Annotated in this window: 12 protein-coding genes and 1 pseudogene; 10 read left to right on the top strand and 3 right to left on the bottom strand. The window is 33.8% G+C overall.

The genetic code is table 11. The features are described 5' to 3' along the window. Positions 1-81 precede the first annotated feature (81 nt). Entirely contained in the window at positions 82-711 is a 630-nt protein-coding gene (locus tag ABWU33_RS05895) for a hypothetical protein (RefSeq protein ID WP_353280614.1), read from the bottom strand. Positions 712-1,089: 378 nt separating this feature from the next. On the opposite strand from ABWU33_RS05895, the gene ABWU33_RS05890 reads away from it, so the two are divergent. Beyond that, positions 1,090-8,895, top strand: coding sequence for a tetratricopeptide repeat protein (locus ABWU33_RS05890; protein WP_353280612.1), 7,806 nt, complete (start codon positions 1,090-1,092; stop codon positions 8,893-8,895). Positions 8,896-8,897: 2 nt separating this feature from the next. On the opposite strand, the gene tnpA is transcribed toward ABWU33_RS05890, so the two are convergent. Continuing rightward, complete coding sequence (gene tnpA / locus ABWU33_RS05885) at positions 8,898-9,335, bottom strand: IS200/IS605 family transposase (RefSeq protein WP_265024376.1); 438 nt, start codon at positions 9,333-9,335, stop codon at positions 8,898-8,900. A 125-nt stretch (positions 9,336-9,460) separates the two neighbouring features. Here tnpA and ABWU33_RS05880 point away from each other — a divergent pair. The 5 genes and pseudogenes from ABWU33_RS05880 (at position 9,461) to ABWU33_RS05860 (ending at position 18,900) form a co-directional block, all read left to right on the top strand. Next, positions 9,461-9,927 (top strand): annotated as a pseudogene (locus ABWU33_RS05880) (ankyrin repeat domain-containing protein). A 69-nt stretch (positions 9,928-9,996) separates the two neighbouring features. After that, positions 9,997-12,558, top strand: coding sequence for an ATP-dependent chaperone ClpB (clpB, locus tag ABWU33_RS05875; RefSeq protein ID WP_353280610.1), 2,562 nt, complete (start codon positions 9,997-9,999; stop codon positions 12,556-12,558). Positions 12,559-12,585: 27 nt separating this feature from the next. Further along, complete coding sequence (locus ABWU33_RS05870; protein ID WP_264337582.1) at positions 12,586-17,256, top strand: NAD-glutamate dehydrogenase; 4,671 nt, start codon at positions 12,586-12,588, stop codon at positions 17,254-17,256. A gap of 5 nt (positions 17,257-17,261) precedes the next feature. Further along, entirely contained in the window at positions 17,262-17,552 is a 291-nt protein-coding gene (locus ABWU33_RS05865) for a twin-arginine translocase TatA/TatE family subunit (protein ID WP_211908077.1), read from the top strand. Continuing rightward, a complete protein-coding gene (locus ABWU33_RS05860; protein ID WP_007302914.1) occupies positions 17,524-18,900 on the top strand; it encodes a PleD family two-component system response regulator in 1,377 nt (458 codons plus the stop codon). Before ABWU33_RS05865 ends, ABWU33_RS05860 begins: the two co-directional genes overlap by 29 nt. A gap of 22 nt (positions 18,901-18,922) precedes the next feature. On the opposite strand, the gene recO is transcribed toward ABWU33_RS05860, so the two are convergent. Further along, entirely contained in the window at positions 18,923-19,651 is a 729-nt protein-coding gene (gene recO, locus ABWU33_RS05855; protein WP_007302913.1) for a DNA repair protein RecO, read from the bottom strand. A 196-nt stretch (positions 19,652-19,847) separates the two neighbouring features. Between recO and ABWU33_RS05850 the strand changes: the two genes are divergently transcribed. The 4 genes from ABWU33_RS05850 to ABWU33_RS05835 all read left to right on the top strand — a co-directional run bounded on the left by ABWU33_RS05850 (position 19,848) and on the right by ABWU33_RS05835 (position 24,364). Continuing rightward, a complete protein-coding gene (locus ABWU33_RS05850) occupies positions 19,848-20,441 on the top strand; it encodes a hypothetical protein (RefSeq protein WP_353280607.1) in 594 nt (197 codons plus the stop codon). Between the two features lie 437 nt (positions 20,442-20,878). Further along, positions 20,879-22,222 (top strand): group II intron reverse transcriptase/maturase, encoded by a 1,344-nt coding sequence (gene ltrA, locus ABWU33_RS05845; protein WP_353280605.1) that lies wholly within the window; start codon positions 20,879-20,881, stop codon positions 22,220-22,222. 320 nt (positions 22,223-22,542) lie between these two features. Beyond that, positions 22,543-23,436, top strand: a complete 894-nt coding sequence (locus ABWU33_RS05840) for a helix-turn-helix domain-containing protein (RefSeq protein ID WP_353280603.1) — start codon at positions 22,543-22,545, stop codon at positions 23,434-23,436. A 328-nt stretch (positions 23,437-23,764) separates the two neighbouring features. After that, positions 23,765-24,364: a hypothetical protein gene (locus ABWU33_RS05835; RefSeq protein WP_246433179.1), complete on the top strand. Its 600-nt coding sequence runs from the start codon at positions 23,765-23,767 to the stop codon at positions 24,362-24,364. The last annotated feature ends 4 nt before the right edge of the window (positions 24,365-24,368 follow it).

The raw sequence follows: 24,368 nt of genomic DNA, 5'->3' as shown, positions 1-24,368 counted from the left end.
ATGTGCAAGAAACTCTTCTACTTTTTGATCTATACCTTGTCCATTAATTTCTTCTTGTGCTGTGCTACTTTGTGTGAAATATTAAATCAGATCATTATTACTTTCTAATCTATACCTTATGCCACCATCTTGAAAAAAACAATCATAGGTGCTGATTGTTTTTACTAAGATTTCTATTGAATTGCTCTTGAGTTTTCTTGTTTGATCTTGTACTGCATTGCCAAAATCAATGTTAGTACAGATAATAAAATCCTCTAAGATGCCTTCTTTAAAACTTTTGTTCTTTTTAATTTTTAAATAGGAAATAAAATACTTTTCCAAGTTAAATTCACCATTTTTATTTTGCGTCAGTAAATCTCCCACAGTAATTTTTTTATTCTCATCTAATTTATGTTTAGCCTGTAGAAAACGATACCTGATATGGCCTTGATTATCGATATACCGGAATACTAAGTCATCAAATTTTTCTGCATCATCCCATTCTGTTGCTAGACGGAAGTCATAACCTTTGTTTAAACCGCGGTTTAAAAAGAGCATTAATAGTTTTAATTGGTAGACATTACCATGTAGGCTATATTTCAGTCCAGAAGCTGAATAAGTTTCATATATTCCCTCATGCTTATCAACTAGAGTTTCTAGTTTACTATCCTTTACGACATCAATGCTATTGTACTGGTATTTTAATTTTTTATTCTTCTTACAATCAATCATGATAGATTAAGTATCAAAATAACCATCTTTATAATAAGTAGTTAATATTTGTTATTTATAAAATTAAGTAACTACTTAACTTATATAAAGAATAGATATAAAACATGAAACTTTCGTTAAAAATACCAGATCAATACATCCCAAAACAAACTCTTCTCTCACTAGCCGGTTTTGAGTTCTGGAAATGGTTATTTTATTTAAATTTTTAGTAAAATGTATTGCTAGGCCAAAGAGATATATAACTCTTTAGTCAAAAACTTAAATAAAATAGCCTGAAGATAAAATATCAAAATACACATAAGAACTACTTGCATTGCCAATTCTATTTATTAGCATATAACAAAATTTAGGTTTTTATATGAAATAGAGAGGGATTTTATGCAAGATATAAAGACTAACCCACAAGCAACTAGTTCAGATAGGGAAGAAAAATCTTTTCAATTTAAAAATAGAATAAGACGTCAATATAACCCTAATGATATTAATGTTGCCAAGTTGTTTCTTGCGATACGTGAGCATAGAACGGATAATCCTCAGCTAAATAAGATTAGTGAAATTGAAGGGTTACTTACTCAAGTAGAAAATATTAATGATATTGATCTCAATGATGGTGGTAATACACCACTACATGTTGCTGTAAGCAAAAATCATCAAGACATTGTTGAACTTCTTTTGAATGTGTCTGGTATAGACCCAAATATTAAAAATAATCAAGGTAAAACTCCACTAGATATTGCTAAGCAACAAAATAAGGGAGAGATTATTAGGACTCTAGAAGAACATTTAAAAAAATTTTCTGATCAAGTAAAAGGACTTTCTGCACAGGAGGAGGAAGTACATGAAAAGCTAAGAAAGTTTGTTGAAGATTTTGTTTTTATTTATGAACGCTCTTTATCAGAGTACTATAAGAGACTAGAAAATCAAAGAGGAAAGCAAGGTAAATGGGCTGATTTTGTTAATATGATAATATATATAGGAAAAGGTGGAACAGAACAAGGAGAAGCGGAATCAAAAGTAATTCCTCTTATTGGAATTAACATTCTTCGAGCAACAATATCCAGCATTGGTAGTAGTTATAATAGAGCAGAGCTTAAAAAGCTGATAGATCAATTGTATATATTTAAAAAGGATCCAATCAAAGTCAGGGAAGAGTTAGTAAAATCTGGTATTGAAATCTTTCAAAGTTTTGAGAGCCAATTTATACAAGTAACAGCAGAAGGAAGTTGGCGGAGAGCAATGACAAAATTAGCAGAAGATGCTGTGAATAGAGTGGTTGATTACTATAGAAAAAATACTGAAAAAGAGCTTTGTGCTTCCTCAATTACTGAGGGTATTATTTTTGGAGAATCAAAAAGATATAAACAAACCTACACTGGTGTTCCTCATATTAAGCTAGGACATACTTTAGAAAGTAAAAATTCATGGAATACTGCAGAAATATTTGATAAAGCGGGATTAGTAACGATAAAGAGCGATGGTCGTGCTGATAAATACTATAGGAGAATAGATGGAAAGAGTGATACTAGCAAATATGGCTATCGTCTTCTTTTGAAGTGGGAGTTGGAAAATAAAATAAAAAAATTCATGAAAGAATACAGTGAAGAAAATCCTCCCAGAGAAGAGTATAGGTATGTTTTAAAGTCAGATGGGAAAACAAATGAAGAATGGGAAGATGAATTATTGAATGAGATTAATAAGCAAGATCCGAAGTTAGTCGAAGAGAGGTTACTAAGCAAATTCAAAGGAGAAATGGAACAGGAAGCTGAAAAAAACTTCAATGAATTAGAGGATTATATAGGTAAGAATTTTAATGAGTTATCAGGTTACATAGAAAGTAATCAAAATGAGATTAAGGGAGTCTTTGATGAATTAATGAGTCAATATCAGGAAGCCAGTAGGCAACGTCACAAGATAGCAGATTCTATTGTAGAAGGAAGGAAAGAAAGTGAAAAAAGTTTCGAGAAAATAGATAAAAAGCTTGATAAGATATATGATGCAATTGTAGCAAGAGAGCCTATTTGGTTTAATGTGAAAAAGCCAGTAATTTTGTTTGCTGGAAGAAGGGAAGAGTTAATTGACCTACATAATAAGATACAACGTAGTTCAGAAAAAGTAACAGTAATATCACAAATAACCTCAATTAGCGGTTTAGGAGGAATAGGAAAAACTGAGTTAGCTAGACAATATGTTCAAGAATATAGTAAAGATTGTTATGACAACGTTATATGGATCAATGCTGAAAGTGAGATAGCTCTTGTTGAATCATTTACTCGATTAGCGAAGAATAAACTAAGAATTGATATAAAAGATGAGAATGGAAAAGAAAAGGATATAAAAGCTCTCATAGAAGAGGTTTATGAATTTTTCAGTAATAGTAAAAGCTTGTTTATTTTTGATGATGCCGAGAAAAGTAATTATTTGAATAAGTTTTTACCAATTCATGATTCATTACCGGGTGGTAATGGACCTTATATTTTAATTACTTCTCGTAATCGAGAGTGGGAAAGGGGGATAGAAGTTATTAATCTAAACGAATTAAAGTCAGAAGAAGCGATAGAATTTGTAAAAAAGGGCTTTAGTATAGAAGATGAATCTCAAAATGAAAAGATAAAAGCTTTGGTAGAGAAATTACAACACTTTCCTTTAGCTATACAGCAAGCAATATCATATATTGAAGATCAAAGAGTTACTAGAAAATTTGATATAGATGATTACCTAAAGGAATATGAGAAAAAAGCGAAAGATTTGCTTAATTATGAAGGATTTAGAGGAATTGATAATAACTATGCAAAAACAACTTTCACAACTTGGAAGATTACAATCGATAAGATAGCAAGCAATGAAAAGCATGGAAATTTAGCTTTAAGGATTCTTGATGTTATCTCTTATCTTGCACCTGACAATATTAGTAGAGAATTCTTTTTAGATTTGACAGGAAATAATGAAGAGGAATTAAGGTCTGCTGTTCGTTTACTTATAAAATATTCTATGGTTAATGGTGAACAAGAGCAAGGTGTGTTGAGTATTCATAAATTAGTTCAAGAAGTGACAAAAATAGCGTTAGAAGAAGAGGGTAAAAGCGAAGAAGTTATGAAAGAGACTTTCGAGCTACTCAGAGCAAGTTTTCCTTATGGTAGTGATAAATTAGAAGACTATTTAAAAAAACGAGAATTATTACCGCACTTAGAGGCATTTTTATCACGTATAGATAGTTGGTTAAAAAAGAATCCTCAAGATAAAGAAAAAATAGAAAAGGATTATCTTGAGAATTTGTTGATATTGATGAGTAACGGATATCTTAACTTGGGTAATCCTAAGAGGCAAAAGGAGTTGCTAGAAAGGACATTGCCTATTTTAAAGAATCATTACGGAGAAGATCATTTTGAAGTGGCTATAACACTAGTAAATCTAAGCATCAGTTATATAGCTTTAGGTGATTATGAGAGAGCAAAAGAGTTACTAGAAAGGGCACTACCTATTTTAGAAAATTATTATGGAGAAGATCATTTTCAGGTAGCTATAGCTAAAACAAATCAAGGTATCACTTATATAGCTTTAGATGATTATGGAAGAGCAGAAGAGTTGCTAGAAAGAGCTTTGCCTATTTTAGAGAATCATTATGGAGAAAATCATGTTGAAGTAGCTAAAATATTAGTAAATTTAAGTAACATCTATAGATACTTTGATGATTATCAAGGAGCAAAAGAGTTGCTAGAGAGAGCTTTACCTATTTTAGAGAAGCACTATGGGGAAGAGCATTTTGAAATAGGTATGATTCTGGAAAGTTTAGGCACTGATTATATAGCCTTAGGTGATAATCAGGAAGCAAAAGAGGTGCTAGAAAGAGCTTTATCTATTTTAGAGAAATATCATGAAAGAGATCATGTTGAAGTAAGTAAAATATTAGTAAATTTGAGTATCGCCTATAGAGGTTTAGGTGATACTCAGGGAGTAAAAAAGTTGCTAGAAAGGGCTTTACCTATTTTAGAGAAGCATTATGGAGAAAATCATTTCGAAATAGCTATAGCTCTAGCAAATCTTAGTAATGCTTACGAAACTTTAGGTGATTATGAGGAAGCAAAAGATTTGCTAGAAAAGGCTTTACCTGTTTTAGAGAATTACTATGGAGCAGAGCATTTTAAAGTAGGGATAATGCTAGAAGATTTAGGTATGTATTATCTAATGTTAGGTGATTCTGAAGAAGCAAAAGAGGTGCTAGAAAGAGCTTTATCTATTTTAGAGAAATGTTATGGAGCAGAACATTTTGAAGTAGCTAAAACATTAGTAAACCTGAGTATCAGTTATGAAGTTTTAGGTTATTATCAGAAACAAAAGGGGTTGCTAGAAAGAGCTTTACCTATTTTAGAGAAGCATTATGGAGAAAATCATTTTGAAGTAGCTATAGCCTTAGAAGATTTAGCTATTGCCGATGGAGCTTTAGGTAATGTTCAGAGAGCAAAAGAGTTGTTAGAAAGGGTGTCTGTAATATATCAAAGAGGTAAAGTTGAAGAATGTTTGCCAAGTACGAGTTCAGGAAAGAGCAAAAGAGAAGCGAAGATTGGGGAGTGTAAACTGTCTTGGGAAGACGTAGATGAATTCAATACAGAAAAAGATGAGAAAAGAGATTTTAGTAAAATTAAAATAGATAGTAAAAAGTTTATTGACTATATAAAAGATATACCAGAAGAAAAACGTTCTCAGCTAATTGAGCTAGAAGATAAAGTGCAAGTTAAGGGTAGGTTTAGCAATTTGGTCAATAAGCTTACCAGTAATCAGAAGGTCATGAATCATTTAAATAGAGTAAAGAAAATCTCTAGCATAACTATGCATGGAATGATAGCTAAAAATATTTTAGCTGACTTTTTAACCGGAGATTATCAGGGTGTAGCAATTAATGTTGGCTTTATTGCCGGTGGTCAAGGATTTGCTAAAGTTGCTGAAGTTGCATCTCGTAAAGGATTAAATTTGCTCTCAGAAGAAAAGGTATTACTTGGTAGGTCTTTAAGAGTTGCATCACCTTTTCTTGCTCGAGGTACTTCTGCCTTTATTATTTATGATTTAGTAAATCAGGTAAAAGCATTTAAAAATGGTACAGAAGGAGCATTGGTTGGCGTAGTAGGAGATAGCATTTACCTGGGAGTTGACGCTGCAGAGATTGGGATTGAAGTTGCTAAAGGTTTTGAAGTATTAGAAGGAGTTTCATCTATTACTGGACCTATTGGAGCAGGAGTTGGCACTGCAGTATTTATTTACACTGATATTTATATGGCAGTAAAGAGAGTTGATAAAATTGATGAAATTATTCACTTAACTAGAGGAGAAAAATTTATTGAAGGATTGCGTGCATTTATAGGTATGCGACCTGAACAATATGTAGAAAAGTTAATGGAAGAAAAACAACTTTATAACCAATTAGTTAAGCAAGGATTTGAGTATTTAAAGGAGTATAGTGATATTCAAAGCTATGTATTCCCTACTGGTAAATCAGTTGTGAATTCTTGTCGTAAAGTGCTGCACACAACATCACTTGGGATTAGACATTATTATACTGAAGAATGTACAACTAAATTTGAGATAGATTTAGACAGTACAGTACTGCTTGACAGAAAAAGAAATGATATAAAATGGAGCAGAGCAAGGCCGAATAATCCAAGTGGTGGAAAATTGTTTTGTTTACCAAAAGGAGATGATGAGCCTGCTCCAAGTTATGGCTCATATTTATGTAAAAATGCAATTGGTTTATCTGATAACAAGATAGAAGGATATACTCTGATTAATTTAGGAGAAGGTGAAGATTATGCAAAAGGATTTAAGGATAGTTCGAACATATTTGTAGTGAATGATGGGTCTAAAGAATATTATGGAGGAAATAAGAATGATATCTTTGTTTTGCAGGGAGATCTGATAGAAGGGTCTTTGTACGGAGAGGATGGAATTGATACCTTAGATCTGACTGAATTTGCTCAAGAAGCTGTAAGTGTGAATGTGTATTTAAATACAAATATTGGCACTATTATGTACAACAGATATGGTTATTCTGGATTTCAAATTAATTCAGTAGAAAGAGTGCTTGGTAGAAAAGCTAAGGCAGATCATATATTTAGTGCATGTGAAACTAAATTCTTGGATGGTAATGGTGGTAAGGAAGATCAACTTGATTATTTGGAAATAAAAGATAATAACTGTGTCTATGATATACAAGTAATAGTTAGAAATTACACTGAAGTAAATAATCTAGCACTCAAAGGTAACTTTAACTATATTGTACCATTTCAAAAAGGTAGTGCATCTGTTAAATTACTTGCTAATTTCGAAAATAACCATAGGTTTATATTTGACTACTTGCTTGCTGATATTCAGAATATTGATATTAAAGATCACAATAGTATAAAGTTCGATTTTTCCTCAAAAGTTGCAAATAGTAACTTTAGTATATCTATCTCATATAACATAATGAACAATATAATCTATCAATTAAAAGACAGTGCTGAAATAAAAGTAGGTAAGGAAAGAAACTTGTATGCAATACAGAATACTAATAAAACTATTGATGAAATTATAGAAAGTTACCCAGCTATAGCAAATAAACTCAATATGACTATCGCTGTTCAAGATGGTGATGAATCTATACTTTTTGGCTATGGGAAGTGTGAGGTAATTTACAATAATCCAATCTATAACAGTCACTTAATTGGAAATGGTGGTAAAAACATATACGTAATTACTATAGCCTCAGGTGAGCAAAGATATGAACATAATATTTTTTCTATGCCACAAATAAACATCTACAATCCTGATCAAGCAAGTTCTATAGATACGTTAGATTTACGTAACGTGATAAAAATAATACAAGATGATTTGAAAATACATATTAATCTGCCAAGAATTTTTCAAGATGGGAATGATTTGCTAGTTAAGTTAGAAACAGAAGTAAAGCAAAGCTTTTTATTAGAAGTGCCAACAGTAGAAGTGCTGACAATAAGATTAAGAAACGGTTTGGACTGGTATGGAAAGCTTTGTATTATCTCAGATAGTGCGCCTATGAAAATAAGTTCTGAATTAGAATTAAAGCCACTACCTTTGATCTTTGAAAAGGATAAAGAAATTATTGTGGTAACGGGTCAAGATGTGGAGAAAGATGCTGAGCTTATCACGCCTAGAAAAGGAGGAAACAATACGTTTGTTCGTAGTAATGGTCATGATCTAATAATAACTAATGCTTTTGATTCGACTATTACTAAAGATGATTTTTGCAGTATTACACTTAGTAAATTCTATAAAACACCTAAGATGAAAACGTTATCAATAAAATTTACTGATAAAGAGATAGTGTTAAAAGATTATGAGAAAGAAATAAGTACAGCAAGAGACGTTAATGTTGTGAAAAAAGAATATAAGGATCAAGTGTACGATGATGTGTTTACAGAAGTCATGTTATCTGATCAACCTCATAGACATAGGCAGCACATTAGAAACCGTAGAAGTGAGTACACAATGAGTAGTGGTACAAGACGACCATCTTCATGGATAAATGATTTATTTGGTTGGGTAAAAAGCTCTGTGAGTGGGTTATTAGATTCGAGAGCTGCTCTGCCTGAAACTTCAGCAAATTATTCTAATACATCTGGTACTAGCCAATTTAGTAGTGAAGTTTGTATCAGTAACAATTTTGGTTTAGGATTCTTCTTATTACAAAGTTTCCTAGATAAAAAATATCCTCTTCCTAAGTTTTGTTCTGCTACTCATGAAGAAGTGCTGGCTGATACACTTAATATAATGGAAGAATTTAAAAAGACACTTAAAAAAACAGCTAAACAATCTGGTGTATCAGTGAAAGGTTTTGACTTTTTTAAAGTGTATTCAGATATAGCAGGTCATGTAAGGAACGAAAGATATTCTAAAATACCAAGTACATTATATTCAGCCGCAGAAGAAGCCTATCCGGAAAATGAGAAGTTTTTGAGTATTTTAAAAGGCAATATTGAAAAGATGTTTGATAAGCAGCAGATAGTTAATGGTGGATATCAACCTAATGACATTGCTGATAATAAACCTAGAAGCTATTTTAATAACACAACAGTGGACAAACAGCTACAAACCCCAGTTATGGATTATCCGACTCAACCACTATCGGCTGAGAGCCGAAAGGTTGGATATAGCGCTGGAAGCGCGGTGAGAAGCTAAAGCTACTCCAATCTTATACTAGATATAGAATGAGGCTGATGTGCATCTGTATGTTTATTGATGTACTCATTAATGACTTCATCTGTGATATGTCCGCTGGTAGCACTAAAGTATCCTCTTCCCCAAAAACGCTTTCCCCAGTACATTTTATTTAGCTCTGGAAATTCTTGTTGAATTTTGCGTGAAGACCTGCCTTTGGCTCTTTGAACAAAATCACTCACAGCTATATGAGGAGGTATTACTACGAATAAATGTAAATGATCTGATGATATTACTCCGTTTTCTATCTTAATCCCCATTTCTTCAGATACTTCTGCTATGATTGTTCGTATTCTCTCCTTCATAGCCTTAGTTAATACTCTGTACCGATATTTTGTAATCCAGACTATATGGTACCTATGATAAAATACAGTGTGTTTTCCTTTGTCATATTCCGTCATAACTATACTTTATAAAGTACAGTTATGACATTGACAAACTAAAGTTTCTCCACCTAGAAGGTGGAGGCTTGTACCATCTTATGGAAAGTCAAGATACAAAAAACAAGCTGCATTTTTAGTGGCTTATAACAGTAATAGTATGTATTATTGCTACCTATTACTACATGAAGGCAAAAGCTGCAGATAATTATAAAACGATATTACGCATTGCTTCTCAAAATTGTAACTTAGAAACTGTAAAATTCTCAGTAAAAAATTTATTAGATACTGATACACACATGCCTAAGTTAACTGCGTTACATTACGCTGCAGAAGGGGATGTTTAGAGATAGTTAGGTTTTTAATAGATGAGGGAGTTAACGTAAACATTATTAACAAGTATGTAAGCACAGCACTACATAATGCTGCATATTATGGTGATTTAAGGATTATCAAATTTTTGCTAGAAAAAGGCGCTAATCCTAACATTATAAACGATGATGGAAAAAAACCTAGAAATGTAGCTGTGTTAAGGTCAAGGCATAACAAAGATAAGCCCTATGATCAAATATTCAACCACTATGGATTGAAATCCATAGTGGTTGAATGCTGAATGACTTTAAGTTTAAAATTGAGAAAGTAGTTGTTATATATATCAGCAAGTATGAGTTAAATTTGTATTATGGACTTGAATAAATTTACCGAAAAAGCAAAAAGCCTAATCCAGAGCGCTCAAATGAAAGCATTGGGAGCTGGGCATCAGATTTTTATGCCTGAACATTTACTTAAAGTAATGCTTGAAGATGAGTCAGGTTTAGTTCAGGATTTGATAGGCACTTGTGGTGGAAATATTCAGAATATTTCTGATGCTGTGAGTAGTACAATTAAAAAGTTTCCAGTGGTTGGAGGACCAGGTAGTGGTGGACTTCAGCTTTCAAGAGAGGTAGCAAAAGTTTTTGATGATTCAATTGGTATTGCGAGGAGAAATAAAGACACATTTGTTACTGTTGAGCGGTTGTTGCAGGGCCTTGCTGCACAAAAAGATGAAATTGTAGGTAAAATTTTAGCAGAAGGTGGTGTAACACCGCAAAAATTAAATTCAGTTATTGCAGAAATGAGAAAAGGTGGCAGTGCAGACTCTCCAAATAGCGAGGAAAAATTAAATGCGGCAAAGAGGTATACAAAAGATATTACAGAGCTTGCTATGCAAGGTAAGCTTGATCCTGTAATTGGTCGTGATGAGGAAATCAGAAGAACTATGCAGGTATCGTTGAGGCGAACAAAAAATAATCCAGTACTGATAGGTGAACCTGGTGTTGGAAAAACTGCAATAGTTGAAGGTTTAGCAAACAGAATTGTTGCAAATGATGTACCACTTGGTTTGCGTGATGCAAAAGTTTTAGCTTTGGATCTTGGTGCATTAATTGCTGGAACAAAATTTAGAGGGGAGTTTGAAGAGAGACTAAAAGCAGTGATTAATGAGATTTCAAAAGCAGAGGGAAAAGTTATTTTGTTTATAGATGAGCTTCATACTTTAGTGGGAGCAGGAGCGACAAGTGGTGCGATGGATGCTTCAAATTTGCTCAAGCCTGCTCTTGCGCGTGGAGAAATTCGCTGTATAGGGGCTACAACTTTGGATGAGTATCGTCAACATATAGAGAAAGATCCTGCGCTTGCAAGGCGTTTTCAGCCTGTGTTTATTTCTCAACCGACTGAGACTGATACTATTTCAATACTGAGGGGTTTGAAGGAGAGGTATGAGGTGCACCATGGTATTAGAATCACAGATGGTGCAATAATCGCTGCTGCAACGCTTTCTAATAGATATATAACAGATAGGTTTTTACCTGATAAAGCGATCGATTTAATTGATGAAGCAGCAAGTAGGGTTAGAATTGAAATGGACAGCAAGCCTGAGGTTGTTGATGAGCTTGAAAGAAAGATTATACAGCTGAAAATTGAGTCAGAGGCTTTGAAAAAAGAAAGTGATGAGAACTCTAAGCAACGTTTAAAAAAGATAAATGAGGAAATTGAGAGTCTAAACAGTAAATTTGCTGACTTAAGCAGTAAATGGCAGATGGAAAAGAATAAAATAGCTAAAATACAAGAAACTGCTGAAAAATTGGATAACGCGAGGAAAGAGCTAGAATTGGCTCAGCGCAATGGAAATTTAGGAAGGGCAGGGGAGTTGATGTATGGTGTGATTCCTCAACTTGAAAATGAGTTAAAAAATCAGGAAAAAGTTACTGATAGTTTCCTAAAGAAAGAAGTTACTGAGAGTGATATTGCAAATATTGTTTCAAAATGGACAGGCATTCCAGTTGATAACATGATGCATAGTGAAAAGGAAAAGCTCCTTAACATGGAAAATGAAATAGGAAAAAGAGTAATAGGGCAGAGAGATGCAATTGAAGCGATAAGTAATGCAGTAAGGCGCTCCGGTTCTGGTGTTCAGGATACTAATCGACCTTTTGGTTCATTTTTATTCTTAGGTCCAACCGGAGTTGGAAAAACAGAGTTAGCAAAATCTCTTGCCGAATTTTTGTTTGATGATCAATCAGCACTTCTACGCTTTGATATGTCAGAGTATATGGAAAAACACTCCGTTTCAAAGTTAATTGGTGCGCCTCCAGGATATGTTGGTTATGAACAAGGTGGCAGATTAACCGAAGCAGTAAGAAGAAGACCATATCAGGTAATTTTGTTTGATGAGATAGAAAAGGCAAATCCAGATATATTTAATATATTACTGCAGATTTTGGATGAAGGTAGACTCACCGATAGCCATGGCAAATTAATTGATTTTCGCAATACCATACTGATTTTAACTTCTAACCTTGGCGCTGAGATAATGCTAAGAGGAACTACCGAATCTGTGAAAGATGAGGTGATGAAAATAGTTAAGTCAGCGTTTCGTCCAGAATTTTTAAATAGACTGGATGAAATTATTATATTCCACAGCTTAACCAAAGATGACATTGATAAAATTATAGATGTTCAATTCTCTTATTTACAAAAGATGCTTGCTAAGCGTAAACTGAGTATTAGTTTATCGCAAGAAGCTAAAGAACTAATAGCACAAACTGGATATGACCCTGAATATGGAGCGCGGCCTCTGAAAAGGGTAATACAAGAATGCATTCAAAATAATCTAGCTAAGTTAGTTTTATCGGGGGAAATAGTAGAAGGAGATGAACTAATGGTGTATACTTCTGGTAACGAAATCTTAGTTAAAAAGATCTAGATTCGCTGTGTATTTTTGTTTTGAAAAATGTGTATAAATCATAATGTTAATGTTGAGTCTTTATTTAAGCTAGTTGATCAAGGGAATAAAAAAGAGAAAGAAAAAATTAAAGAGTTTATACAGTACTTTTATAATTTTGTTTATAATAGTGACCTAAAAGTCAACGATAAATTTCTTTTATACATTGCAGAAGATGCATACAACTTCATTCTTAAAAAAGAAAAAGAAGAAAGTAAATTGGCAGTAAGTAATGTAAATGATATTTCAGGAATAGAAGGCAATTTCACTATAATTAAAATCACAAATTATGACATGCCCTTTTTAGTGGATTCTGTCATTTCCACTATTAAGTCACACGGTTTAACTATATGCTATTATAGTAACAGCATAATTAATGTTCAAAGAAAAAATAGCCTAATAGATAAAATTCATCTTTTGGAAGAAAGTAATGGAATCAAAGAGTCAGTAATATATGTAATTATTAAAGGCATAAGTGGTAGCTTTGTTGATACACTAGAAGAATCTCTACGAAAGACGCTAAAAGCAGTTAACTGCGTTGTAAAGGACTGGCAATTGATGCTCAAGAAGCTTCTTGAGCTTCCGGCATTGGATGCTGGAGGCAGAGATTTTCTAGCTTGGTTGAAAAATAACAATTTTGTATTTTTAGGTTATCAAGAATACATTACTAATAAAGAAGGAAAGCTTGCTCTAAGTGGTAAGGAGAGCCTCGGGTTAATGAGAGCAAGTGAAGAGTACCAAAATTCATCAATTTCTTCTGAAAGCTTGAATTCTTTATACATACTAAGATCAGACCTAATCTCAATAGTTCATCGGCGTACCTATATGAATTGTATAGGAGTGAAAGAATTTAATGATCAGGGTGATGTAATAAGGGAACAGCATTTTTTTGGGCTATTTACTTCTATAGCAGAAGTGCAAGATATTCGAACTATTCCGTTAATAAAGGATAAGGTTACAACAATAGAAAAAAAGGCAGGATTTGTTCCTGGTGGCCATAACAATAAAGCTTTAATTTCCATTTTACAGGCATTTTCTTGTGACGAATTATTCCAATCAAATGAAGACGAGTTATTTGAAACTTGCACCTCGATCATGTCTCTTGCGATTAGACCAAGAGTCAAGTTATTTTTGAGAAAGCTAGGGAACTTTATTAGTTGCATAGTACTGATACCGATGCGTTATGCTAGCGCTAGGCTAATGTTCAAGATACGTGATATATTGAAGGATGAAACAAGTGCAGGAAGTTCAGATATTTATAACAATCACATTATCAATGAATATGATCTGATGAAATTACATGTAGTACTAAAGGCCAAAAATGCTAGCGTTCTTGATTATGAAGTTTTGCGTATCGAAAACAAATTAAGAAACATTACGGAAAAGTGGGAAGATCGTTTTATAGACAATTTATATAATACTTTTAGCACTGTTGAGGATGTATTCATCCGCTATTCCAATGCATTTCCGGTAAGCTATCAAGAGAATTTTGAACCTCATGATGCATATTACGACATGAAAAAATTGGAGATAGTAAGGAAGAAAGGAGTAAGTGAGGTTGATTTGAGACTTACTTGTGACAATCTTAACTATCAGTTAAAAGTTTATACTCCAAGCAATGGTGGTCTTGAATTATCAAAGATATTAAAAATTACTAAGAATTTGGGAGCAAAAATTCTATCTCATAATGGTTATTATATAGAAATCAATGGTGGAATATGGATACACCACTTTGTGTTGTCAAGAGTCGATGAGTTAATAAGTGACATTACTCTGAAAGAGCAATTTGAAATAACGCTTGCAAAAGTGTTCAACAAGGAAATTAAAAATGACTATTTCAACAGTTTGATCATTATTGCTGGGCTCAAATGGAAGGAAGTACTTCTTATTAGGGTGCTAAGTGCCTATCTAAAGCAGACGTTATTTAACTATAACCCAGAATATATCCAAAAAGTGGTCTCAGAGTACCCAAAAATAGTGAAATATCTGATACAGCTATTTCGTGCAAGATTCAATCCTAATATAGATATTGATAGAGCAGAAACTACTAACATTTTCCAGGAAAAAATTGAAGAACTACTAAAAGAGATCAGCAACGTTTCACATGATTACGTTTTGCGTTCGATATTTAACTTGATAATGGCAATTTTGAGAACCAGTTATTATCAAGATGATAAGCCATACTTATCTATCAAATTTGATTCAAGTAAAATAAATGGTTTACCTGATCCGCGCCCATACCGTGAATTGTATGTTTATTCAAACCTTTTTGAGGGAATACATCTAAGAGGAGGGAAGTTGGCTCGTGGTGGTTTGAGATGGTCGGATAGAACGGAAGATTTTCGCACTGAAGTTTTGGGACTCATGAAAGCCCAGATGACAAAAAATGCGGTCATTGTACCTGTTGGCGCAAAGGGTGGGTTTGTAATAAAGCAAGTTTATAAAGACAAAAACATTTTAAGGGAGAAAGGTGTTGAATGCTATAAGAATTTCATCAGAGGAATGCTTGATATTACTGATAATGTAGTTGATGGCAAAATAACTCCACCAGAAAATGTGATTAGGTATGACGAAGATGATCCATATTTGGTAGTTGCAGCAGATAAAGGCACTGCTTCATTTTCTGATTATGCAAACGAAATATCCTCTGAATATAACTTTTGGCTCGAAGATGCATTTGCATCTGGTGGATCAGCAGGTTATGACCACAAAAAGATGGGTATTACAGCAAGAGGTGCATGGATTGCAGCACAACGCCATTTTTGGAGAATGAATAAGGATATTTACCAGGATACAACTGTTATTGGAATTGGAGATATGGCTGGCGATCTATTTGGGAACGGCATGCTGCTTTCAAGAAATATGAGTTTAATTGGAGCATTTAATCATATGCATATTTTTGTTGATCCAAATCCTGATGCGGAAAAGAGTTTCGTGGAGCGTAAACGGCTCTTTGAATTACCGTTTTCCACTTGGATGGATTACAATAGAGATTTGATTTCTCATGGTGGCGGGATATTTGAACGTAGTAGCAAACAAGTAGAAATTTCTCAAGAAATGAAAAAGTGCTTTGATATAATGGAAGATACATTATCTCCAAATGATTTGATTCGATATTTGCTCAAGGCAAAAGTGGATTTCATATGGAATGGAGGAATTGGCACCTTTGTTAAGGCAAAAAGTGAAAGCCATGGCATGGTTGGCGATAAAGCAAATGATGAATTAAGAGTAAACGGTCATGATATTAGAGCTTCTATGTTTATAGAGGGTGGCAACCTTGGTTGCACGCAGCTTGGAAGGGTAGAATACGCTAAAATAGGTGGGTATATCAATGCAGATTTTATTGATAATTCAGCAGGAGTAATATGTTCTGATCTTGAAGTTAACATCAAGATTGCTTTTGTTGCAATTATGAAAGAAGGGGGAATTTCCTTGGAAAAAAGGAATGAAATACTGGCTAGCATGATAGATGAAGTTGCATCTAAGGTACTTGAAAATCATAACAGGATTGAAACAAAAGCATTGCTTCTTGAGTGCTTGCAAGCTAAAGAAAAGTTGGAGCAGCACCATAAATTATTACTCAGTTTAGAAAAATCTGGGCTGTTAAACCGAAGCGTAGAATTTCTTCCAACTGAAGAAGAGATAGCAAGGATGTTAACTGGTGCAGAAGGTTTCAGTTCTCCTCAGCTCTCTGTTCTAATGTCTTATGCTAGAACAGGAATAAAAAATGAAATTATACATTCCGATCTGTCTGAAAAAGATCTTATATCTCATAACTACTTGCTAGGTTATTTTCCTAAAAAGATGGTAATAAAATTTAAGGATTCCATATTGAAACACCAACTTCGCAGGGAAATTATTTCTACTTGCATTGCAAATGATGTAATAAATAAGATGGGCTGTATATTTATTAATAACTTGGTTGAGAGTACTGGAATTAGAGTACATGAAGCAGTTAACATATATATTGTTGTGAATCACCTATATAATTTAAATAGCCTTTGGCATGAAATTGATGAATTGGATGGCAAAATTGATGCCGATTTGTATTTACAAATAGTGAGAAATGTACAAAAATTTATTGGTAGAGTGTCATTTTGGTTAGTAAAAAATCTTGGTGAACTTAATCTTACAGAACTAGATGATGTTACAAAATTTAGGGGTACAATTGAAACTTTAGGCCATGATGTTTTAGATGATCGCCTGTTAAAGATCTATAATCATGGATTAACCTCTTTGGTAGAGCTTAACATAAATAAAGATCTAGCAAAAAAGGTTGCTGATTTACGTATTCTTATTTATGCGCTGGACGTTATATCTATTGCTGAACAGACATCTTTATCAATCTTTGAAGCTGGTAGAATATACTTTAAATTAAAGTCGCTGCTAAGGTTTGATATGATTAGAACAATTGCTGTCAAGATTAAAAGCCATTCTTCTTATTGGGATCGCAGCTTAATTAATGATTTATTAGATGATTTAAGCAATTATCATCATAAGCTAGCTGTTAAAGTTATAAAAGCTACTGATAATCATGTAGATAAGGTTCAAACTTGGGCTCTTAATGATAAGGATTATATAGAGCGTTACAATAGCTTTTTAGATGAGATGGTTGCTTCTAAACTTGATTTAAGTAAATTAATACTCATAATCAGGAGAGTTAAAGTACTTGCTTCATAGGAAAAATGTTTAATATAGGTCTTTCAGAAATTTTAGTTGTAGCTTTAGTGAGTATAATTGTTTTTGATAAAAGTAAAGTACCTGTATTTCTTAATCTTATTAAAAATATATATAGGTATTTCTGGGTTGTAAAATCAAGAGTTAGGAAATTGTTGAAGGATACCGGAATTAAAGAATTATATGAAGGGCATAACGTTGAAAAAGTCAATTACATAATTGGTGAAGATGGCAAGCTTTATCCTACTTACAATTTAGATAGTACAAAAAATGACAGCAAAAATCCTAGTAGTAGATGATATACCATCTAATGTTAAGCTTTTGGAGGCTCAGCTAAAAGCAGAGTACTATACAGTTATTGTAGCTTATGATGGCGAGGAGGCGATAGATTTAGTAGCGGAACAGCAGCCAGATATTATCTTACTTGATGTCATGATGCCAAAAATGAGTGGTTTTGAGGTTTGTAAGAAGCTAAAGAATGATCCCTTAACGACTTATATTCCAATAATTATGGTAACTGCGCTGCATGACACTCATGATAGAGTGGAAGGAATTAATGCTGGTGCGGATGACTTTCTAACTAAGCCGATAGATGAAACTGCTTTATCTGCAAGAATTAAGTCTCTTGTGCGCTTAAAGATGATAATAGATGAGTTGTGCTTGAGAGGAGAAACTAATGCTGAGATTGGTGGAGTAGCAGAAAGCAGTATTATGGATTATTCTAATCAGATTTTTGATGCTAACATACTTGTTGTAGATGAGGACACCTTTCAAGCAGAGCAGATACACAATGTTCTAAAGCAACGCTTCAGATCAATTAAAATACTGCACGATCCAAAAGAAGCATTAAAGGTTGGTATTAAGGATAATTACGACCTGATTATTTCTGACATGCAGTTTTCAAAAACTGACGGCCTACGGTTGTGTTCTAAGTTTCGTAGTAAAGTAGAAACACGTTATACACCAATTCTGATCCTTTCTGAAGATTATGATAAAAGCAATTTAGTAAAGGCACTTGATGTAGGTGCTAATGATTATTTAACAGTACCTTTAGATGAGAGTGAATTAATAGCTAGGGTTAATTTGCAAGTGAAACGCAAAAGGTATCAAGATGCCTTGAGAATGAATTTATTTAATAATGTAGAAATGTCTATAAAGGATCCATTAACTAACTGTTATAATAGAAGATATTTTGATGCACACTTAAGAAATATTGTTAAGGATTCTGTGGAAAAAGATAGAAGTTTATCTCTTATGATACTTGATATAGATTATTTTAAGATGGTGAATGATAACTTTGGGCATAATGCTGGAGATGAACTTTTAAAGGAAATACAGAAAAGAATTTCTGAAAATATCAGAGTGACAGATTTATTAGCTAGGTTTGGTGGTGAGGAATTTGTTGTTGTAATGCCAGATACCAATGTATCAGATGCGTATACTATTGCAGAGAGAATAAGGAAAATTATTGCCAAAGAACCTTTTATACTTGTGGGTAAAAATACAACCCATAATGTAACTGTGAGCATTGGAATTTCAGCAATGCAAAGATCTGACCTTGATGATGTTAAAAAATTTATAGTACGTGCTGACAAATATTTATATAAAGCAAAAAACAGTGGTAGAAATAGAGTGGTTACTGGTTGAAGTTCTTTCAAATAAGTAGTAACTAAGATTCAAATGATAGCATAAAATTTCTCAACTCCGGAAATTTCGCATTTAACTGCAGAAATAGATATTTATTTAAAAAATACCCTGTAATTTTTAACCCTAGTCTGAATTCTTGATATGAGTAGCTATTTTGTAGGTTGTTATTGTATACATCATGCAACATCTGTGGAAAAGGTAGTAATTTATCTGCATAACAGTCACCTACTTTTTTTGACACTGCTCTACCAGTTTTTGGAGAAATAAATTGTAGATTTTCTTTCACACCTGTTACAGCACATTTTGATAGGTCTAACTTAAATCCAAGTTGCGTAAGAAGCAGAAGCTCTAAGTTAAGGTAATGACTTTGCCAAAACTGGCTATTATGTTTTATTACATCGATGAAGTGTCTAAAATTATCATACAACTTGATGCAGGATTCACTTTCTGGAAGCACTTTTTCTAATATAGACGAGAAAGAAACAATAGCAATGCTTTTTAACCTATCTTGAAAGAAATGATGAAATGGAGATTCAATCAATTCGCACTTTAAAAAACCTAGATTTTCAGGTAGCTTAGCACTCCATTCTGCATGTAATAGATTACTTATTTGAAACTTATAATTGCTATTGTTTGTTAACCTAGTTAATCCTCTGCACTTTCCATGATTTTTTGTAAATAGAGAAAGAATTAAATTTTTATCACCGTATTTTTTAACAGCTATAATAACACCTTCATCTTTCCATCTCATTTAGAGTATATTGACCATATGATATTATAGAGATAATAAAATTAGTGTAGCAAATTTGAGTTTAAGTCAACTGAAATATATTGACTTTATGTGCAATATTAGCTTTAAACCAGTAAAACAAGCTGCTTAACATATGCGCCCTCTCTATTTTAATTATATTCTTCTTTTGTTTCTATGTTGTTTTTTGCTTTTTTCAATGAAAGCCCAAACGGATGATTCGTCAGTTATTCCTATACCACAAAGAAAAAAAGAATTAGTTGAGTTAGTACAACCGAGGCAAATTATTGAAATACAGGAAATTGATGAGGATATTCCAATTCCCAAAAGAAAAAAGGGTGTAGAAAGAAAACTAAGAGAAGACATTAAAGAGGTGAAAAATGAAATAAGAGATAAGAAAAATATTGAGAACAAAGATGATGAATTGGCTGTAACAGAAATTATTAATTCTATAAGGGATAAACTGACAGAGTGTTGGAGCATTCCTGAGGGCATAGTTTATAAAGAAAGTTTTAGTATAAAAATTAACTTATTATTATCCAGTAAAGGCGAGATCGTTGTAGCCAACGTAGCAGATAGTAGTTCTTATCAAAATAATCCTCTTTTTAGATCAGCAGCAGATAATGCAATGCGTGCAGTATATAAATGTAGCCCGTTAATTGGCTTACCTGCTGAGCAGCATCACATTTGGCGCGAAGTCACGTTAGATTTTATTGTACCAAGTGCGTCCAGAGAAGGTGAGTATTGTTCAGTAGGAGATAGACCTACCAGGATAAAAGTCGGAATCCTGTAGCTTGGGTAGCAGCATGGAGGGAAACCAAAATGTTGAAGCCTACCGACAACATTATCGTAGGATAATGGCGAATTACCAGGCCGTAGCGAAAGCGAATACACAGATTGCCTCGAAAGAAATATTCTGAAGGTCGAGCCATCTTGGTACTGGCGAAGACAGGATAGACCAGACGAAAAACGGATGAAACGATTGGTCTACTTCAGCGGGGTGTTAGTAACGGCATGGCAATGAGGACATACAAAGCAACTGGAGAAGCCCTCCTCATCCCAAGGAGAAATACCTTGGAGAGATAGGTTCTATAACTGGAAAACAGGAAGTGAACCGAAGATGAGAGGGTGGCGGATGGGTGCGTAGTAGTGAAGAAGTGAGGTAACGCTCATGGAGCAAAGGCACCCTGCTAGTAGAAATCTTTTAACAAAAGGAAGGTAAAGGTAAAAATGATAAAAATGCCAATAAAATTACAAGACCTGAGAAGAAAGATATATATCAAAGCGAAAGCAGAACCGGAATGGCGATTCTGGGGAATCTATGTTCACGTCTGCAAGATGGAGACACTGGAAGAAGCATATAAGCTAACAAAGAAGAGTAATGGGGCACCAGGAATAGATGGGATGACATTCGAATCGATAGAGGCAGAAGGCTTAGAAAAGTATCTTCAACAAATAAGACACGGACTAATAACCAAGACCTATAGCCCAAGTAGGAACCGGCAGAAGGAAATACCAAAATCTGGAGGAAAATTCAGAAAGTTGAACATACCCTGCATCCGGGATAGAATAGTGCAAACAGCACTGAAGCTAATACTTGAACCGATATTCGAATCAGACTTCCAAAAAGGATCATACGGGTATAGACCTAAGCGTAATGCGCATGAAGCAGTACAAAAAGTAACGGAAGCAGCAATCAAAGGCAATACAAAAGTAATTGACGTAGATCTGAAATCCTACTTCGACAATGTGCGACATCATATTCTGATGGAAAAGATTGCCAAAAGAATAAATGACAAAGAAATCATGCACATGGTTAAGCTAATCCTCAAAACAGGAGGAAAACGAGGAATAGCACAAGGATCACCACTTTCGCCACTACTAAGCAATATATACCTAAATGAGGTAGATAAAATGTTGGAGAAAGCAAAAGGTGTGACCAAAGAAGGAAAGTACCAACGTATGGAATATGCCAGATGGGCAGAAGATTTAGTGATACTGATCAGAGAATACCCGAAACGGGAATGGCTAGAAAGAGCAGTATACAGAAGGTTGGAAGAAGAATTAGCAAAACTAGAAGTGAGCGTAAATGAAGAAAAGACAAAAGTCATCGACCTAAAGAAAGGAGAAACATTTAGCTTCCTAGGGTTTGATTTTCAAGAGAATATCACAAGACAAGGAAAGTGGAATGTCAGGAAAACACCGCAGATGAAAGCACGAACAAACCTGCTACGCAAGTTGAAGGAAATATTTCGGCGCCATAAATCGCAACCGATAAAAAGAGTGATAAATGACATCAATCCGATATTGAGAGGGTGGGTAAACTACTTTAGGATAGGGAACTCTGGTCGAAAGTTCAATTACGTAAAACATTGGGTGGAAAAGAAGGTAAGACGCAACTTAATGCGAGCCAGGAAAGCAAAGAAAGGGTTTGGGTGGAAGAAGTGGAGTAGCGAATGGATATACAAAACGCTGGATCTATATTCAGATTACAGAATAAGGTATTACAGACCGAAAGCATCACCAACACAATATGTGATAAACTTTGGTAAAGAACTTGCTAGGAAAGCGTAGTGCGGGAAAACCGCATGCTGCGTTTGACGAGGCGGGAGCTGGAAACGTTAACATGGGAATTTGGATTGAGGCCCACAGTGAAAACGACGGAATAGCCACTAAACCCTAAAGAAGGCGCGCCAGTTCTCGACCCTACAAATACGGCGAAAAGCTATATCATTGCGAGCATCAAGGAACTTCGAAAGAGCCATGAGAAAGTAAGATAAAAAGCATTGATCATTATACACAATTGTGAAGAAATATTCAACTAAAATTCAAACATAGAAAGAAGCATCCCTTTTGTATATCTTTATTTGGTAGTATTAACCTGTATAATATTTATGACAAACATCTCGATAAGGTACCAGATAGCACAAAAAGTAAGGAGCTGGAGGTTAAAGAGAAAATATACTCTAAAAGACTTAGTAGACAAAACAAGCATAAACTATCATACATTAATAAGATACGAGCAAGGAACATGTGGCATTCCAACTGAAAAGTTAAAAATCCTAGCAGAGGCGTTATCAATTCCTATTAGAAATCTCTTTCCAAGACGAAAAGTACTAAAAGAAGATAGTTGTTTCGACAAAGTCAAGACCGAGGAAATGTATAATTTCATAGAAAAAACAGGAGGACACAAAGCAATTTATGCATTTGTCCGAGCTGAAGAAGAAAGTAATATAAAAGCAGCAAGAATAAGAATTGCAAAAGGTCTAGTTAAGGCGGGGTTTGCTACTGAGATTATCTATCGAGCAACAGGCTTATCAATTGAAGAATATGCTGATAAAGAGAGATACGAGCCAAACAGAGGGCAAGAGATCAAGAAGTGGAGAATAATCAGAGGATATACACAAGAAGAGTTAGCAAAAAAGCTTAATGTGGGACCCTCGCAAATACATCATTATGAGCAAGGTAGCGTTACTCTTTTAAGTGAAAGGTTGTGGGAGATAGCAAGAGAATTATCAGTGAATGCTGAAGATCTGATAAAGGAGTACAAAGAAAATGATTGCGAAGAAGAAAGTGAATTATTAAGTTTGGCAAGAGAATATAGAAAAATTGACAATCAAGAATCACGAGATGAGCTAAATATATGGGTAGAATTTTTCTTGCAAAGAAAGCAAATTTACAAAGAGAAGATTGATAAAATAGAGGGAATGAAAGTTGCAAATAATTTACTTCAGTTAGGTTTTTCTACTGATGTTATTTCTAAAATAGTAACAACTTCTTTTACATAAAGAATTAATTTTCAATTAGATAAAATAAGTATCTATTAATATCTTAACTTATTAATGAAAAAATAAGTAAAAAAGATTGAAAAATTGATTTGACTTCACTCGAAAGCTATGGCTCTATGCCAATGCTGATAAAAAACAGCAGTAAATAATTAAAAACAATTTGTTATTAACGAGGAGTATATTTTATGAATAATAGTGAAAAACTTACAGAAGAAATAGAGAGAGTATTACAGAGTGGAGAAAGCAATAAATTGCTCTATAGACTTAAATAATATGCTTAATATAGGAGGGTGTATGACTACTAAAAAAAACAGTATCATTTGATGATATGGATGGAAATACTTATGAGTTAATCATTGATTCTAAAAAGTTACCAAAAGGACTATATAGTGCTATTGAAGGTATAAGGCGTACTAGCAAAAAAAATCAGCAGCTTATACTTGTAGACGAGACTGATCCGAAAATATTTGATGATAAAAGTAGGTTTGAGAATCCTGAAGGTGTGCCTTCCCCTAGCGATGTTTCTGAAAAATTAATCAATCTTGGAGAAGGACGCGAGGTTTATAACACAAAATCTTCAAATCGTCAAAATCCGTTTATTCCAGCCTTAAGCAAGATAGAGCCAAGTGTGAGTGAAAATACAGAGTTAAGATGGTTTAAAAATGCAGTAGTAAAGGCAAAAAGCGTAGACGAACTGAACAAAGTAATAGATCAAGCACTAAGCGCTGGAATAAGGATAAATGCGTATAGCGAAGGACAGAAGAGTTTTGCTGATACGGTGATATCGAAAATGTCTTTGATCAAATGCAAAGAAAATGAGAAGGAAGACATAATATGTGAATTGATGCTAAATGGAGCAATATTCAGATACGATCTATTGCAGGATAAGGGAATAAGTGAAATGCATAACAAACTCTATCAAGTCTAAACTA

Source organism: Wolbachia endosymbiont (group B) of Cyclophora punctaria (genome assembly GCF_964028235.1).
Lineage (GTDB): Bacteria > Pseudomonadota > Alphaproteobacteria > Rickettsiales > Anaplasmataceae > Wolbachia.
Note: the sequence above shows the minus strand (reverse complement) of the source record. Positions and strands in the feature narration are given on the sequence as shown.